Origin of the sequence: Chitinophaga pinensis (assembly GCF_007896845.1) — a bacterium.
GTDB lineage: Bacteria > Bacteroidota > Bacteroidia > Chitinophagales > Chitinophagaceae > Chitinophaga > Chitinophaga pinensis_C.
The window spans coordinates 12,501-29,024 of sequence record NZ_VOHS01000022.1 but is presented as its reverse complement, the minus strand read 5'-3'; the positions used below and the strand labels follow the sequence as shown (position 1 = coordinate 29,024).

The 16,524-nt window shown below is 42.8% G+C and carries 13 protein-coding genes and 2 rRNA genes (1 of these 15 cut by a window edge); 8 read left to right on the top strand and 7 right to left on the bottom strand.

Annotated features, from left to right (window positions below; translation table 11 throughout):
- The first annotated feature begins 1,019 nt into the window (after nucleotides 1–1,019).
- From FEF09_RS30815 to FEF09_RS19655, 5 genes are all read left to right on the top strand, one after another.
- A complete protein-coding gene (locus tag FEF09_RS30815; protein WP_186774417.1) occupies nucleotides 1,020–1,178 on the top strand; it encodes a hypothetical protein in 159 nt (52 codons plus the stop codon).
- Between the two features lie 175 nt (nucleotides 1,179–1,353).
- A complete protein-coding gene (locus FEF09_RS19670; RefSeq protein WP_186774416.1) occupies nucleotides 1,354–2,790 on the top strand; it encodes a protein adenylyltransferase SelO family protein in 1,437 nt (478 codons plus the stop codon).
- A gap of 1 nt (nucleotide 2,791) precedes the next feature.
- Complete coding sequence (locus tag FEF09_RS19665) at nucleotides 2,792–3,655, top strand: protein-L-isoaspartate O-methyltransferase family protein (protein ID WP_186774415.1); 864 nt, start codon at nucleotides 2,792–2,794, stop codon at nucleotides 3,653–3,655.
- A gap of 24 nt (nucleotides 3,656–3,679) precedes the next feature.
- Nucleotides 3,680–4,420 (top strand): methyltransferase domain-containing protein, encoded by a 741-nt coding sequence (locus FEF09_RS19660; RefSeq protein ID WP_146306688.1) that lies wholly within the window; start codon nucleotides 3,680–3,682, stop codon nucleotides 4,418–4,420.
- A gap of 15 nt (nucleotides 4,421–4,435) precedes the next feature.
- A complete protein-coding gene (locus FEF09_RS19655) occupies nucleotides 4,436–5,446 on the top strand; it encodes a hypothetical protein (RefSeq protein WP_146306687.1) in 1,011 nt (336 codons plus the stop codon).
- A gap of 20 nt (nucleotides 5,447–5,466) precedes the next feature.
- On the opposite strand, the gene mnmE is transcribed toward FEF09_RS19655, so the two are convergent.
- The 5 genes from mnmE to FEF09_RS19630 all read right to left on the bottom strand — a co-directional run bounded on the left by mnmE (nucleotide 5,467) and on the right by FEF09_RS19630 (nucleotide 10,087).
- Nucleotides 5,467–6,852 (bottom strand): tRNA uridine-5-carboxymethylaminomethyl(34) synthesis GTPase MnmE, encoded by a 1,386-nt coding sequence (gene mnmE / locus FEF09_RS19650; RefSeq protein WP_146306686.1) that lies wholly within the window; start codon nucleotides 6,850–6,852, stop codon nucleotides 5,467–5,469.
- A gap of 98 nt (nucleotides 6,853–6,950) precedes the next feature.
- Nucleotides 6,951–7,790 (bottom strand): energy transducer TonB, encoded by an 840-nt coding sequence (locus FEF09_RS19645; protein WP_012789102.1) that lies wholly within the window; start codon nucleotides 7,788–7,790, stop codon nucleotides 6,951–6,953.
- Between the two features lie 42 nt (nucleotides 7,791–7,832).
- Nucleotides 7,833–8,426: an ExbD/TolR family protein gene (locus FEF09_RS19640; RefSeq protein WP_012789101.1), complete on the bottom strand. Its 594-nt coding sequence runs from the start codon at nucleotides 8,424–8,426 to the stop codon at nucleotides 7,833–7,835.
- A gap of 73 nt (nucleotides 8,427–8,499) precedes the next feature.
- Nucleotides 8,500–9,156: an ExbD/TolR family protein gene (locus tag FEF09_RS19635; protein WP_012789100.1), complete on the bottom strand. Its 657-nt coding sequence runs from the start codon at nucleotides 9,154–9,156 to the stop codon at nucleotides 8,500–8,502.
- Between the two features lie 70 nt (nucleotides 9,157–9,226).
- Nucleotides 9,227–10,087 carry a MotA/TolQ/ExbB proton channel family protein gene (locus tag FEF09_RS19630; protein ID WP_146306685.1) on the bottom strand — a complete coding sequence of 287 codons (861 nt, stop codon included), beginning with the start codon at nucleotides 10,085–10,087 and terminating at the stop codon, nucleotides 9,227–9,229.
- A 742-nt stretch (nucleotides 10,088–10,829) separates the two neighbouring features.
- On the opposite strand from FEF09_RS19630, the gene FEF09_RS19625 reads away from it, so the two are divergent.
- The 3 genes from FEF09_RS19625 (at nucleotide 10,830) to FEF09_RS19615 (ending at nucleotide 15,416) form a co-directional block, all read left to right on the top strand.
- Nucleotides 10,830–13,391, top strand: a complete 2,562-nt coding sequence (locus FEF09_RS19625; protein ID WP_146306684.1) for a zinc-dependent metalloprotease — start codon at nucleotides 10,830–10,832, stop codon at nucleotides 13,389–13,391.
- A 149-nt stretch (nucleotides 13,392–13,540) separates the two neighbouring features.
- A complete protein-coding gene (locus FEF09_RS19620) occupies nucleotides 13,541–14,563 on the top strand; it encodes a LacI family DNA-binding transcriptional regulator (protein WP_146306683.1) in 1,023 nt (340 codons plus the stop codon).
- 28 nt (nucleotides 14,564–14,591) lie between these two features.
- The gene (locus FEF09_RS19615) at nucleotides 14,592–15,416 is read left to right on the top strand and encodes a hypothetical protein (RefSeq protein WP_146306682.1); all 825 of its coding nucleotides are present in this window, start codon (nucleotides 14,592–14,594) and stop codon (nucleotides 15,414–15,416) included.
- Between the two features lie 63 nt (nucleotides 15,417–15,479).
- On the opposite strand, the gene rrf is transcribed toward FEF09_RS19615, so the two are convergent.
- A 5S ribosomal RNA gene (rrf, locus tag FEF09_RS19610) occupies nucleotides 15,480–15,591 on the bottom strand.
- Between the two features lie 109 nt (nucleotides 15,592–15,700).
- A 23S ribosomal RNA gene (locus FEF09_RS19605) occupies nucleotides 15,701–16,524 on the bottom strand; it runs 2,056 nt beyond the window's last position.

The following is a 16,524-nucleotide window of genomic DNA, read 5'->3' as shown; positions in this document are numbered from 1 at the left end:
CAAATACAGGTTGGTTATTGTGCACTGATGCGGCTCTTTAGGTAATTGTCTCTTTTTTGATCCGGTCTTCCGTCGGGCCAGAAGATCAAGACCGATCATACCATTATCCGGGGTTTAAAAGGATGTGGGACATTCACTGATATGAGTAAGGTGGTGTATTCAGGGGAGGATAAGTCTGCGAGAAAAGGTATGTTCTGAGGTCATCATCATTCCCGGGGGAACACATATAATAAATTCGACTTTTGAAAACCATTTGTTTCGGTTTGATACAATCTTCAATTTTTTTTCTTAATATTGTTTACAGATTGTCACTACCCCAACATTCAAAATTTCCATTAGACTAATAAGTCGGACAATTGATTCGATTGAATAAATTTAAAGATATTCACGATAAATTGACTTTAGTTGTTACTTCCATCTCATATTAAAATATCACGATACCACACCGTTAATAGTACTTTTTTAGACATTTAATGCGATCCATATCGCCTGAGCCATTCACATATAATCTCATTTATATGGAGACTAACAATTGCGTGCGCATGTCTGTCAGTCAGGAGGCTAAAGCTATTTATAATCTTCGGCTACAAACTTATTCTAAAGCCCCTGAATTTAAACTGTTAAAACCAGAGACACTTGAATGGGGACCTTGTGATGAAACGGAATTGTGCTTAGTGCATATAATACTTCCGGAGAGGTACAGGCAACGACCTCTATCACAGTAATACCGGATAAAAGCACAGCTGAAGAAATAATGGAATGCCAATGGACAGGAGGAGAAGAACTCTTTCCGGCTATACTTCTTGGGAAAGGAGCTACACAAAAACAGTCACATAATACCGGCCTTCACTCAGTTATAAGGTATTATATCTGCAAGCCGCGACGCGGTTGCCATTTAACAGCTTACTCGGAATTGTATTTGAGAGTGCTCCGCGTACTCACCTTATGCAGAAGATCGGGTATGAATTTATACAACCCCAACGCTATGGTATACAGATCTTCATCCATTAAAGCCTACATTGATCGGCATCCTGCCACGCGCAAAGTTCAACAACGCTGGTGAAATGTTGATGGATCAGTTCCATGATGTGATAGCAGAATACCCATTGGAAGAAGAGCGTCTGAATAAGCGACTTTATCAACTGTTCCCGTGGAGCACATCCGGCATACGAATCTGATCAATTCTTTTTCTGGCAAATTACCATGCAAGGTTTAAGGCGGGAAGAAAATGATTTGTATAGCTCCTGTTTTGAAAGAAATATTCATGGGAAACTATGCTTAACAGAGGCAAACGATAAATTATGCATAGGAGCAGTCAGAGAAAAGATTATTGGTGAAATCAACAGTAACCTGATGCCTTCTGACAATGATCCGATCGCCGTACATGGCAAGGATATTCAGGGCGTATATTTAGAAAAAAGCGGTGACAGTGTAACCTTTAAAATAGATATACACGGCAATATGGATGGTATCGAACATCCTCTCAGTAGTATATTACCCGCTATTGATGCCAGACATGAATTTGTATATACCGACTTCTATGATAAAGGAAAATTCCGTTACCTCGATAATCAGCTTGAGGGGCCAGCTCTGTTTGAAATGAAAGCAGACACCCCCACTCCGTTACAACAGAATGAAAGTCTGCTTTATTACCTCTGCCGGACAGTAAATCATAATAACAGTAATAAAACAGAAAATGGCGGCATCGGCAAACGCTTGATAGAGCCGGGAGTTGGACGAACGTTCCTCGTGGATCTGCTTCAACTAAGGGACGGGATTGAATATAAAGATTTTTCTGCGACGGGTATAGGGCTAACACCTTATAGCGTCAACGGTTTCGTCGCTGTGGGTAGAAATCCTGATGGTAAAGTGGCAGTGATAAGAGCAGAGCATCGAAAAAACCTTGCAGACAAACTGAATGCAATAGGTTGCCGGGCGTGTAAGGTTGTTGCGATCATTGAGATGGAAGGAGAACAGGTACAAATGATGGATGGTACTTTCTCTGGCAGGGCCATTATGATCCGGGCTTTCAGAAATGTATTGCGCGTAAAGCAAATCGATCCTATTGCCGGATTTTATCATAGTCTGCAACATAGTGCGAGAATATCTTCTATGATTATTGAAGATATGGCCGATTTTCTGGGATATAATACTAATGAGCCAGACTATCAACAGGTAAACAGGTTAAGCCACGCAGCTGCTGACCTTGAATCATTCTCTGCTGCAGCCGATGATTTTTATAAAGTCGTTAAACCGGGCACAAACGGTTATTCTTCGCGCGCACAGCATTACCGGCAACAGATCATCAAAAAATATTGCACTTCAATTTTTGACCTTGCACGAAAAAGAATTTCCAGCGAATTGGGAGGAGCACTATCAGTAAAAGACTATCTGGAATGGTTTGCTACTTGTTTAGGCAAGCAAATGCGGCTGGTAAAAGAACATGGGTTCTTACATGATTATCACCATCCGGGCGTCAGCAGATATACACCTAATTGGATATATACCCTCGTTGAACACAATATAACCCTTAGTGCTGAATTTGCAGATCTTGAAACGGGCGTATTCGTTCATGATCCGATAGCCGATATCTGTTACAATCTGCAGATTGGGAAGGATGATGTATTATTACTCCGCAAGAAATTTAATGCCTTTCACCAAACCGACTACATAAAAGCTAAAAGAGTTATTCAGTCACTATCATATGCCGCTGCCTGTGGAGAATTAATTGATGAAAAACACATATCTGGTATTATCTCCAGTTTTGATCATCATTATAAATATAACTGACATGGATACATCAAATATCCCAGGAAAACAAGTAAACAGCAAAAAGCTGTTAGAGAAAAGAAATCTACCTGATCTTGAAGATGCAAGGAATCAGCTGATTGACAGTCTGAACAACTTACATCTTTTTGATGAGAAAGTACTGGCGGCAATAGCAGCTGTTCCCCGACATGCTTTTGCGCCTCCGGCATTGTGGCGTATGGCTTATGCAGATATAGAGTTGTGGGGACCTTCTGCGTTCCTGCCAAGACCCAGCATAGTAGCAAGAATTGCACAAGCAGTACTTGATGGTAATGCCAATACGGTACTGGAATATGCTACGGGGACAGGTTATGTGACGACAATACTTTCTTTGTTGACAGACAAAGTCTTTACAGTAGAACATGATCCATGGCAACTATGGTTAAGCTCTGATGCATTCCGGGAACTGGAGATTAACAATATTTCACAAAAATCCAGTGATGGGCGGCTTGGATGGCCTGAGCATGCCCCATTTGATGCTATCGTAGTGTGCGCCGCCATTCCTGACATGCTAAAGGCATTTACAGATCAACTCACAGACAGCGGTACACTCATCGCACCAATAGGTTCCTACTATGGCCCTCATCATTTAAAGACATGGAACCAGCAAGAAGGAACTCCACATATCGCAGATCTTGCTCCTTGTTTCTTTCCACCACTCACCGGAGTATGGCGACCAGATGTACATACTGATGTAAAATCAGACGAGACTTCTTCTTCCTTTTGGGATGCAACAAAGCAAGGTGCACATTTATCATGGCCATTAAGCGCATCTGATCCATTTGTCAGTGCAGCACCTATAGAAGGCGCCTTCGATATCACCCCACCTGATGAGCCTATCGTCTGAGCCAATTGACTAAACCAATTTAACATGAACAAAACATTTTCTCCGGGATACTTATATTCCGCCGACGAAAGGCCCGCCATCAGAAAAATAAAGGAGAAGAGCTATGAGTTGATGGAATTACAAGAAGGTATGAAAGCTTTAGACATTGGCGCTGGTACAGGTATGGATGTACTCAGGATGAGTGACATCACAGGCATTGGAGGTCAGGTAGTTGGATTGGATGCTGATGAACGAATGATTGAGATATCTACAAGATCGGCAATAAAAGCAGGCAGACAAACACAGGTGAAATTTATACAAGGACATTCACATCACTTAGATTTTGAAAGTGATTTTTTCCATGCATGTCGATGTGAAAGAGTACTTCAGCACTTATCTATAAAAGATGCAGCCGAAACATTGGAAGAGGCGGCTAGAGTGACCAGACATGACGGCCGCATTGTTTTTATCGACACTGACTGGGCAAGCCTTTCCTTCCACGCGAACGATCCGAAAACTGAACGAAAGGTAGCCGACATCTGTTTATGGGCTATAAAGAATGGTTTTGCCGCCAGAGGGTTACCAGAATTATTTTCCATCGTCGGTATAAAAGATATTCAATGGGAAATAGAAGCGCTACAAATTTCTTTGACAGAGTTTGAAGCACTCATCACTCCTATTGTAGACATGTACATTAGGTATGGATATGTTAATAATAATACATGGCAGGAAATACACAGGGGTTGCAACAGCTGGCAGGAAAAGGAGTTTTCTTTTGTTCATTAAATATGGTCATCTGTTATGGAAGAAAATATTGACAATCCGCTGCAAGGAAAAAATCTGCGTTCCAGAGTTGCACTAAATAAATTCAAAAATCTCCTGATTGGCCAGCCAGATGTTAACGCTATTGGCATTGGCAGACGACGGGTAAAAGGTAAAGAAACCGGGGAAATATGCCTGAAGGCGTTTGTACCACAAAAACTGCCCGAAAAGATATTACCGGCCTGGAGAATATTACCGAAATCATTACCTGTTGATGGACACAAGGTGATGGTAGATGTTGAAGAAATGGAGAAAGCCATAGTCCCCAATTTTAATATTAGTGCAATGCAGACAACTATTTCTTCTAAAGAAGCCAGTCCGCTGTTGCCGGTGCCTATGCAACCGGGACAGAGCAGTGCAAATATCATATCGGATGTGGGTACGGTATGTATCTATGCCAGAAGGAAAGGGCAGATTGGTACACATCGTAGATTTTTCATCAGTTGCAATCATGTTTTTTCCAGCCTGAACCTTGCGCCAATAGGCACACCTATAATAGCACCAGCCAGACTGGATGGAGGTATTTATCCATATAATCAGATAGGCAACCTGATAAATTTTATTCCTTTATGGTTTGGGCCATTATACAATAATTTTTGCGATGCTGCACTTGCTTACACACTGCAGGAAAAAGGGGGTATTAATAAGGTTAAAGACATTGGGATAATAAAAGAGCTGGGCAGCATACAGAGTCTGGAAGACAACCCTGTAGTCTATAAAACAGGCCGCACAACTGGTGTCACCAGCGGAACGGTAGTTGCAGCAAGTGCAAGTATTAAAGTGGATTATTGGGCACTGGGTAGCTATGGCGTGAATACGGTTTTCCATAATCAGATCATCACCACTCACATGGGAGCATATGGCGATTCAGGATCATTGCTTATCAATCACCAGCAACGTGCCGTTGGAATGTTATTTGCCGGATCAGCTACGCATACTTTTTTCAATCCCCTTCATTTGATTCTGCAGGCGTTCGAATTAGAAATATAGCATTCCAGATATGGAGGATCTTATTTCCCTATACAGAACTTACTGAATATAAAATCCAGCTGATCTTCATTTGTGATCTGTCCTGTTATCTCTCCAAGATAATGCAGACATCTTCTGATATCCAGTGATAATAAATCGCCCGGCAACTGACTGTCCAGTCCGAACCGTACATCCTGCAGCGCTTTCAATACTTCCTGTAAAGCTGCATAGTGACGGGCGTTTGTAACGATTGTATCCTCTGTGTTGATATCACCGCTCATTACTTTTTGTACAAGGCGATCTTTTAATTCCTGTATGTGTTCATGTTGTTTGGCGGATATAAAGAGGATACCTTCAACCGTAGCAAATTTCTCCCGCATAGTGGCGAGTCCGCTGATATCAGTTTTGTTGCCAATGAGCAGATAGTTGACTCCTTCGTTTACGAACGCGTCCACCTGTGCTTGTAACTCTGCCAGTGAAGTCTCATTTACATCAAAAAGGTAAAGTACTACACCTGCCTCCCGGATCTTTTCCATCGTCTTTTGTACACCAATGCTTTCGATCACATCTGCGCTTTCGCGGATACCAGCGGTATCAATAAGGCGGAATAATACACCTTGAATATTCAACACCTCTTCAATGGTATCACGGGTAGTACCGGCAATATCGCTTACAATGGCCCTGTTTTCATTCAGAAGGGTATTCAGTAAAGTAGACTTACCCGCGTTAGGTTTGCCTACGATAGCGGTATTAACACCGTTTTTAATGACATTTCCCATACGGAAGGAATCAACCAGATGTTGGACTACTTCGTTGGCTTCATTAATGAGGCGATATAATTGAGTACGGTCGGCAAATTCTACATCTTCCTGACTAAAGTCCAGTTCCAGTTCTATGAGTGCGGAGAAGCTGATCAGTTGTTCCCTGAGGGCATACAGTTCTTTAGAGAAGCCTCCTCTCATTTGTTGCATAGCGGTCTGGTGACTGGCGGCTGAGTTACTGGCGATCAGGTCTGCCACAGACTCTGCTTGTGTAAGATCCAGTTTACCGTTCAGGAAAGCGCGCAGGGTATATTCGCCAGGTTTAGCCATACGGGCGCCGGCATGGATACAGGCGTCTATGATCTGTTGCTGGATATAGGGTGAGCCATGACAGGAGATCTCTACAATCTCTTCTCCTGTATAGGAACGTGGTGCTTTATACAAGCTGACTACTACCTCATCTATGGTACGTCCACGGTCGACGATGGAGCCAAAATGGAGGGTATGACCAGCCTGTTGATGAAGATCTTTGGCGGGGAATAAGGAGTTACAGATATCAATAGCTTTTGTGCCATTCAGGCGGATCACTGCTATTGCTCCTATGCCTGGCGCTGTAGCCAGTGCCACTATTGTATCGTCGTATCCGGTAAGATTATTCCCTAACATAATTTTTCACAATTCAGGCAGCAATATACCAATAAATAGAAAAACCCGGTCCTGGCTATGCCGGGACCGGGTTTTAGATAAATATCCTTAGCTCTCTGCTACTCTTGCAGCGTAAAGCGGATAGGCAGGTTGAACTGTACAGATACCTGACGGCCGTTCTGTTTACCAGCTTTCCATTTAGGCATTATTTTTACCACACGGATTGCTTCTTCTTCCAGACCACCACCTTTCGCAGCACCTACAGTTTTCACATCTTTGATGTTACCTTCTGAGTCTACTACGAACTGTACGAACACAGTACCTGAGATCGCATTTTCCTGCGCAACGCGAGGATAGTGGATGTTTTTGCTCAGGAACTTAGCCAGCGCTTCTTCACCACCGGGGAAGGTAGGCGGCTGTTCTACGAAAGTAAAGATCTCTTCTTTTGGAGGAGGAGGAGGAGCTTCTACCACACCTGTACCTTTACTATCTTCCAGTAATCCCGGATCGATACCGTTAGGATCACCTTCTACAGTTTTAGTACTGATTGCCTTATTCTCAATTTCCTTGATTTTAGGCGGTACTTCATCTTCTGGTACTTCTTCATCCTTCTTGATTACAGGAGGAGTGAATTGTACAGATGGCTTCACCGGTGGTGGTGGAGCAGGTGGCGGTGGAGGTGGAGGTGGAGTTTTCGGATCATCCGGAATCTTCACGTCCTCCATCTTGATCTGCTCTATAACAGGTTTCCTATCAGGATTCTCCCGTTCTAATTTGTTGATATAATTACTGATTGCATAACCTGCGATTACAACCAACATCAGAGCAGCACTACCGATAACGGCGTTACGTACCCTTTTGTCGTATTGTCTTCTGAGGTCATAAGCCCCATATTCCTTATTCCTGTTCTCAAACAGGATATCCAGAAAATCGGACTTTAAGACTTTAGCGGAATCCATTGTTTAAATTTTAAGGATGGATACAAAGAATTTGTTTCTAAATTACTTGGAGCCACCGCCGTTAGCTGTTTCAGTTTGCTGGATCCAGGTTTTATCCTGATCGCTGATGTCAACTGTAGCATAACGTTGAATGCGGTTAATGGCCATTTCGTCCAGAATGTCAACGAAATCCTTGTATGTAGCATCATTATCAGCTTTAATGATAATCACCACATCTTCAGGTTCTCCCTTTGAGTTCCTTAATTGAGCAACCTCATCACGCTTTTTGATAATTACATCTCTGATGCCGCCAGTATTAGCAAACGTAGTTGCTTTGAAAAATTCAGGATTTGCCGAAGCATTCGGGTCCTGTGCAAGACCTTCGTAGTAGTATACGCGATCTTTTTTTCCAAGCAGTATAGTGAGTGCAGTACTTTCTTTTACCTTGTTCTGCTCTTTCTCATCCTTCGTATCTTTCGGCATGATCAAGTCCATTGTTTTGGGCTTGCTCATGGTCGTAGTCAACATGAAGAAAGTGATTAGCAGAAAGCCGAGATCCACCATTGGAGTCATGTCTACGCGTGTAGACTGCTTCTTGGATTTCGTACCCTGGTGTTTACCTTTCCCACCACTACTGCTGGTATCCATTTCTGCCATAGTAGCTCTTTTTTTTAGTTTTCAATAGCAACTCAACACCGCGATGCTGCCTGCCGTTTACTTGAAATCTGTTTTATTCGTCGGATTTTCCTTCGGCACGAGCTATAGCTGCTGCAGATCCTGCAGGAGCAGCTTCCAGGTTCGTAACCAGGTTCAGCTTCTGAATCTTTTTCTCCTTGAAGGTATCCAGAATATCCTTAATTACAGGATAAGGGGTACCATTGTCGGCTTTGATACAGTACTGCAGTTTAGGGTTTCCACCCTGTGCAGATCTTGCATACTCGATCCATACAGCAACTTCATTATTGGCAGAGTCAGAAGGGATACCTTTTTCAAGACCAGCTTTCTTACGCTCTTCAGGTTTCATGTCGAGGTAAGTCTTCAGGCTTTTAATATCGGTACCGATGCTGGAGCCAATGATAAAGTTATTTTTTTCCTTTTCGTTCAGACCGAGCTTGTACTGTTGGTCCAGATCATTGATCAGCTGCTGCCTTTTAGGCTGGCCGTCCATGCTGAAGAATATTTTACCGTCCTTATCAACTGTCAGCATGATTACATCAGAATCTGGCAGCAGTTTGGTATTGATGGAAGACGGAGTTACCACAGTTACCGGCTCGTCCGGTTTAAATTTGGTAGCCAGCATGAAGAAAGTGAGCAGCAAGAAAGCCACATCACACATCGCGGTCATATCAACCAGCGTGCTCTTCCTGGGCATTTTAACTTTAGGCATCTTTACTCCTTTTTTAGTTTACTTTATATAGATTCAAAACTGCGCGATTTCCACACAAATAATCTAAAAATTATTTGTGGTTAGCAGCGAAGCTCTGAGTCAAAGTGAAACCAGACTCGTCGATTGCATAAGTGATGCCGTCGATATTGGTAGTAAAGAAGTTATACATGATGATCGCGATAGCGGAAGTACCGATACCCAGAGCGGTATTGATCAACGCCTCGGAGATACCTAACGCCAGTTTAGCAGAATCCGGAGCACCACCTGCTGACATCGCAGAGAAGGATTTGATCATACCCAATACTGTACCGAACAGACCAAGCAGGGTAGCTACTGAAGCGATAGTGGACAGGAACACCAGGTTCTTTTCCATCATTGGCAGTTCCAGAGCGGTTGTTTCTTCGATCTCGTTTTTGATCGTCAGGATCTTCTGCTCAGTATCCAGCTCAGTGTTGGTGATCATTTCTTTGTACTTTTTCAGACCAGCTTTCATTACGTTACCTACAGAACCTTTCTGTTTGTCGCACTCAGCCAGAGCTGCGTCTACGTTTTTGTTAGCCAGGTGGAACTGAACTCTTCTTACCAGGTCAGCACCGCTAAACTTACCTTTAGCTTTGCTGATATACAGGAAACGCTCAATTACGAAAGTAACACAGATCAGTAATACAGAAATAAGAATAGGTACAATAGCACCACCCTGATAAACTGTTGCGAACCATTTTCCGATACCCTCTTCAACTGGATGCGCGTTCGGACCTTTGATACCTCCCTGGAAGTTATCAGGACTACCCAATACAAAGATGTAGAAGAGTACACCTATAGCGATACAGATAGGTACAGCCAGCAATGCGAATACATTGGATGACTTTTTAGGTTGATGAGAAGTTGCTTTGGCAGAACCTGCAGTCACAGTTGTTTTAGTCTCAGCCATGTTGATTGAATTTTAGTGTTAAAGATTAAACTATTGTTTTTTGTTATTTCTGCAATGTAAATACGTGATTCGCAAAGTTATACGGTTGACCCAAAAAAACAAGTGCAGCTCTCAAAAACTCACAAAATTTAACGCTGCCACTGAAAGCCGCCATCAGACAGCCTTCCATTCACTTGTTTATTGAGCATACACTTTATGTGTCAATTGTAACCTGTATCAAAGATTGGGTTACACCCCTTATGATTAATATCCTTGGAACCTGAAATTTATTGATTTTTTTCAAAGTTGGACGCACAATTTAAGAAATTTTTTAAATGTTCCAACAGAAATTTTCTGCGACATTTTTCTCTCCTTAACCGCCACCATCCGCACTTTGAGTCGTTTTTCACTTTTTCTGCATTACTTATAACGCCAAATAATCACAGCCTGTTACATAACCGTTTCACCATTTTTAACGTGGAATGAAACCTTCATTGTCCGGTGAAAAACGTTTGTAATAGAGCTATTGCAGCATTTCATTCACTCTGTAATATAAGCATAAAAGATACCATATCAACAAATTTATTCATAAACACTATGCCATTATTTTTCATCCCCCTGGTATCCGCTTATTCCCCCTATCTCCATTCCTGTAACATTTTAAGCGTTCATGGAATTCCCCGATAAGTTACTGCTTAATATGTGTATTTTCAACACTACCTGCCAAAATCTCGTTTAAACCGACCTTTTTTAATAAACGCAAATGAAGAAAAACACCATCCGTACCGTCGCCACAACAGCTGGTACGCTTCTGTTGATACTGAGTATCAACACAATGTCGATAGCACAAAAGCGAAAGAAGACCCAACAGGAACCTATTCCCGCTAAAGACTCGACTGCACGTCCACCTATGCCCGCCAAAAGCGGTCCTAAAACAGCTCCCAAAAAATTCAGCGAAGTCATTACATCAGCTGCTGTAGCAGATTCCGGTCTGTTCAATATCTATAAGCAGGATGACAAAGTATTTTTTGAGATCGCTGATTCCCTCCTTGGAAGAGACATACTCGTTGTTAACCGTATCTCAAAATCAGCCGCAGGTCTGCGTGCTGCAATGATGGGTTACAGCGGAGATGAAATCGGTGAAAACGTGATCCGGTTTGAAAAAGGACCCAACAACCGTATCTTCCTGAAGAACATTTCCTATTCTGAAATCTCCAGAGATTCCAGTCAGCCAATGTTTAACGCTGTAATGAATTCCAACATACAACCAATTGCAGCTGCGTTTGATATTAAAGCATTCTCTGAAAAAGGAAAAAGTACTGTCATCGATCTCACTGAATATATACAGGGTGATAATGATATCTTCTTCTTTGACTCCCGTGTGAAAGGCATGTTCAAACTGGGCGCCGTTCAACAGGATAAGTCATATATAGTAGATGTCAAGTCTTACCCTATCAATACGGAGATCAAAACGGTGAAAACCTATTCCAAATCTGGTGGTCAGGCTGGTCCCGGCATGCCTGTACAGGGAGGAAACGCTACACTGGAGCTGAACTCCTCTATGATCCTGCTGCCATCTGTACCAATGAAAGCCAGATATTTTGATCCGCGTGTAGGTTATTTCACCACATCAGTGACTGACTTTGATCTGGATCCACAGGGTGTTAAACGCCTGTCCATGGTTACCCGTTGGAGATTGGAGCCTAAGCCTGAAGATCTCGATAGATATAAACGCGGGGAACTCGTGGAACCCCTAAAGCCTATCATATTTTATATAGACCCTGCTACGCCTAAAAAATGGGTGCCTTATTTAATTCAGGGTGTAAATGATTGGCAGGCCGCTTTTGAAAAAGCGGGTTTCAAGAATGCAGTTGTTGCGAAAGTAGCGCCTACGCGTGAAGAAGATTCTACCTGGAGTCTGGAAGATGCCCGTTTCTCTGCTATCGTTTATAAGCCTTCTGATATTCCTAATGCCAGCGGCCCTCATATTCACGATCCCCGTTCCGGTGAGATCATGGAAAGCCATATCAACTGGTATCACAACGTAATGCGTTTACTGCGTAACTGGTATTTTATACAGTGTGCACCTAACGATCCGCGTGCGCGTAAAATGCAGTTTGATGACCAGCTGATGGGAGAGCTGATCAGATTTGTATCTTCTCACGAGGTAGGTCATACACTGGGTCTGCGTCATAACTTCGGCTCCAGCTCTACCTATCCTACTGAGAAATTAAGGGATAAAGCATGGACCAAAGAAAATGGCTTCGCAGCTTCTATTATGGACTATGCGCGCTTTAACTATGTAGCACAACCAGAAGATGGTATCTCCGGCACTGATCTTTACCCTCGTATCAACTTCTATGATAAATGGGCAATTGAATGGGGGTATAAACTCATCCCTGACGCAACTACTGCAGATGCAGAAAAAGCAGTGCTCAACAAATGGACTGTTGAAAAGTTGAAAGAGAAGAAGTATTGGTTTGGTACAGAAATGAACCCAGATGATCCAAGATCACAGAATGAAGACCTTGGTGATAATGCAATGAAATCAGGTGTATATGGTATCAAAAACCTGCAGCGCATCATGCCAAACCTCCTCACCTGGACGAAAGAAGAGAATGAAGGTTATGGTAATCTTACAGAACTCTACCGCGAAGTGAATACACAATTCGGCCGCTATCTGGGACATGTCGCGAAGAACATCGGTGGCATATACGAAACACCTAAAACTGTAGAACAGGAAGGTGGCGTATACGAAGCCGTACCAAAAGCAATACAATTGGAAGCAGTTCAATTCCTGAACGATCAGGTATTCACTACTCCTAAATGGTTACTTGATAAGGATATCTTATCCCGTACCGGAAACAACGCTACCACTATCGTTGGTGCACGTCAGACACCAGTATTAGATCGTATACTGAGTGCTAATACACTCGTAAAGCTGATCAACAATGAAGCGAATGACGGCGCGGGTAGTTATCAGGCGACCGCATTCCTGAATGATGTGAAAAAAGGCATCTTCAGTGAAGTATACAGCAGAAAGAATATCGACGTATTCCGTCGTAACCTGCAGAAGTCATATGTTGATCATGTTATTCAGCTGCTGGCCTCTAAAGATCAGTCATCTATGGGTGGCATGATTATCATGTTCGGCCCTGCTCCTGCAGATCCGACAAAATCAGATGTAAGCAGTATCGCCCGTGCACATCTTGTATCACTGCGTACCGATATCCGTGCTGCAGCTGCAACTATACAGGATCCGCTGAGCCGCTATCATCTCAGCGATCTTGCTGAAAGAATCAGTCAGGCACTCGAACCTAAATGATGATGCGTTAGTATAAAAGCAGAAAGGCTCCCACATGGGAGCCTTTCTGCTTTTATACTGCTAATATTTAACGCTATGAAAATAATGCTGTTGCTTGTTACAAAAGTTGCTCAATATATCGCTATATTTATATACTGAACCTCAAGAATGTGAAAGAACGAAGTACTAAGATTACTATCTACGACATTGCCAGAGTGCTGAACCTATCTGCTTCCACGGTATCGAGAGCATTGCAGAACAATAAGCTGATCAACCAGGAAACCAGAGACAAGGTACGCCAGACGGCCACCGAAATGGGCTATGTACCTAACTGGATTGCATCCAGTCTGCGAAAGAACCGTTCCAACATTCTGGGGCTTATTGTACCACGTACATCTATGTATTTTCAAAGTACAGCCATTAGTGGTATCCAGCATGAAGCACATAAGTATGGCTTCAGTATCGTGATAGGTCAATCTGATGATACTGTTGAAATGGAGAAAGAACTTGTCAATACTTTCTTTTCTCTTCGTGTAGACGGTCTGCTTGCGGTATCTTCTATGTTCACTACACACTATGAACATTTCACTCCATTCATAAAGAATAATATTCCACTGGTTTTCTATGACCGCGTCCCTGCGGAATTCCCGGGTTATACCATTACCGGAGACGACTTTAAGGGAGGATTTCTGGCTACCGAACATCTGATCAGACAAGGTTGTAAACGTATCGCATTATTCTCAGGTATACTTAGCTGTAATCTATATCAGCAGCGGCTAAGTGGCTATAAGACAGCACTTGAAAAGTATGATATACCTTTTAATGAGCAGCTGCTTTACGTGCACAACCTCACATCGGAAGCTGCTACCACGGCTTCTCAGGAACTATTGTCTGCAGAGGAAAGACCTGATGGATTGTTTGCTGCAAATGATACATCAGCAGTTGCATTTATTCAGGAAGCCAAACGACAACACGTTGATATTCCTCAACAAATCAAGGTAGTAGGTTATTCCAATGACCAGTCTTCAAGAATCATTACACCTGCACTTACTACTATCGAACAATCCGGATATAAGATGGGACAGAAAGCAGTAGATACAATTGTGAAATTGATCAATTATGGAGACACCATGAAGATCACCAAACACTTTGTATTTCCTGTGGAACTGATTGAAAGGGAATCCAGCGAGTAAAACTGTAACCGCTTAAACCCATTACATTATGCGAAACTATTTCAACCTGCCTGCTACTGCATGTTGCAGTCTGCTGTTGATTCTCTCTGCGTGCAACAGCCATATCTACGTTCCCAATACCGTCAATGAGCCTCTTTTGAAGGAAAAACATGAGTTTAAAGGAAGCGTATCTCCTACCAATTTTCAGGCTGCATTTGCTGTAAGCAATAACATTGCAATTATGGCAAATGGTCAGTATGTCTATGACTATAACATCAATATCGAAGATTCAGATGGAGAAGATCTTTTTGTGGATGATAATACCAGAGGCGGTGTATTAGAGGGGGCTGTAGGCTTTTTTAAGCCATTAGATCTAAAAAAAAGGATGGTCTTTGATGTATATGCGGGTTATGGTAATGGCTCATTTAAAACGCTCGAAAGAGGGTATGATAATACACCTGATGCTATCCGCAATGATTATCTGCTACGATCTCATTTTAATAAGTTTTTTATACAACCTGGTATTGGCTTTTCACATCCGATTATTGAAGCGGCTTTTACTTCCCGCTTTTCTATCCTGAAATTTTATAGTCTTTATGCTGGCCCAAAGGCATTTGAAAGTGAACCAGACAGGAGGATTAATTATATGAGCATCGGTACGAAAACACTCCCCTTTTACGAACCCGCATTTACATTTCGTGTAGGGTACAAGTATGTCAAGTTTCAGATGCAGTTGATGTTTTCGCTGCTGTTAAACGACGACACTTATGGTGGATATGAATTCAATGAATATTTTCAACCTGTGGCTTTTGGTATGGGTGCGTCCATCAACATTGCTCACTGGTATGATGATTTCAGAAAGAAAAGGAGATAAGAGATTACAAACAGGTATAAAATAAAAAAGCTCCGAGACTTTCGTCCGGAGCTTTCTCAATAAATATGGCAGCTACCTACTCTCCCGCATGATTGTGCAGTACCATCGGCCATAAGGGGCTTAACTTCTCTGTTCGGAATGGGAAGAGGTGAACACCCTTGGCAAAACCACCATAAGATCTTTAGTATGATCTCGTCTTTTGTCAGCACTATTGCAGCGTTATTCTGATTAAAGACCAATAAGGTAACATATTGGGAAATTGTAATAGTCTTTACAAAAAAATAAAATTAAAGCTTACGGGCAATTAGTACTACTCGGCTTCGATGTTACCACCCTTACACCTGTAGCCTATCAACGTCGTAGTCTCCGACGGCCCTTAAAAGTAAACTCATCTTGAGGTAGGTTTCACGCTTAGATGCTTTCAGCGTTTATCCTTTCCGTACATAGCTACTCAGCACTGCACCTGGCGGCACAACTGATACACCAGCGGTACGTACGACCCGGTCCTCTCGTACTAAGGTCATGTCCCCGCAATTTACTAACGATCACAACAGATAGGGACCGAACTGTCTTGCGACGTTCTGAACCCAGTTCACGTGCCACTTTAATCGGCGAACAGCCGAACCCTTGGGACCTTCTCCAGCCCCAGGATGTGACGAACCGACATCGAGGTGCCAAACCTCCCCGTCGATATGAGCTCTTGGGGGAGATCAGCCTGTTATCCCCGGAGTACCTTTTATCCTTTGAGCGATGGCCCTTCCATACAGAACCACCGGATCACTTTAGCCAGCTTTCGCTCCTGCTCGGCTTGTCGGCCTCACAGTCAAGCACCCTTTTACTAATGCGCTCTGCGTACGATTACCAACCGTACTGAGGGTACCTTTGCGAGCCTCCGTTACTTTTTAGGAGGCGACCACCCCAGTCAAACTACCCACCAAACAATGTCCTCGTTGCCGAGTTAGACTCTAAACAACAGAAGGTTGGTATTTCAACGTTGACTCCACAACTCCTGGCGAAGCTGCTTCATAGTCTCCCAACTATCCTACACATCTGTTGTTCAAAATCAATGTTAAGTTGTAGTGAAGGTTCACGGGGTCTTTCCGTCCCG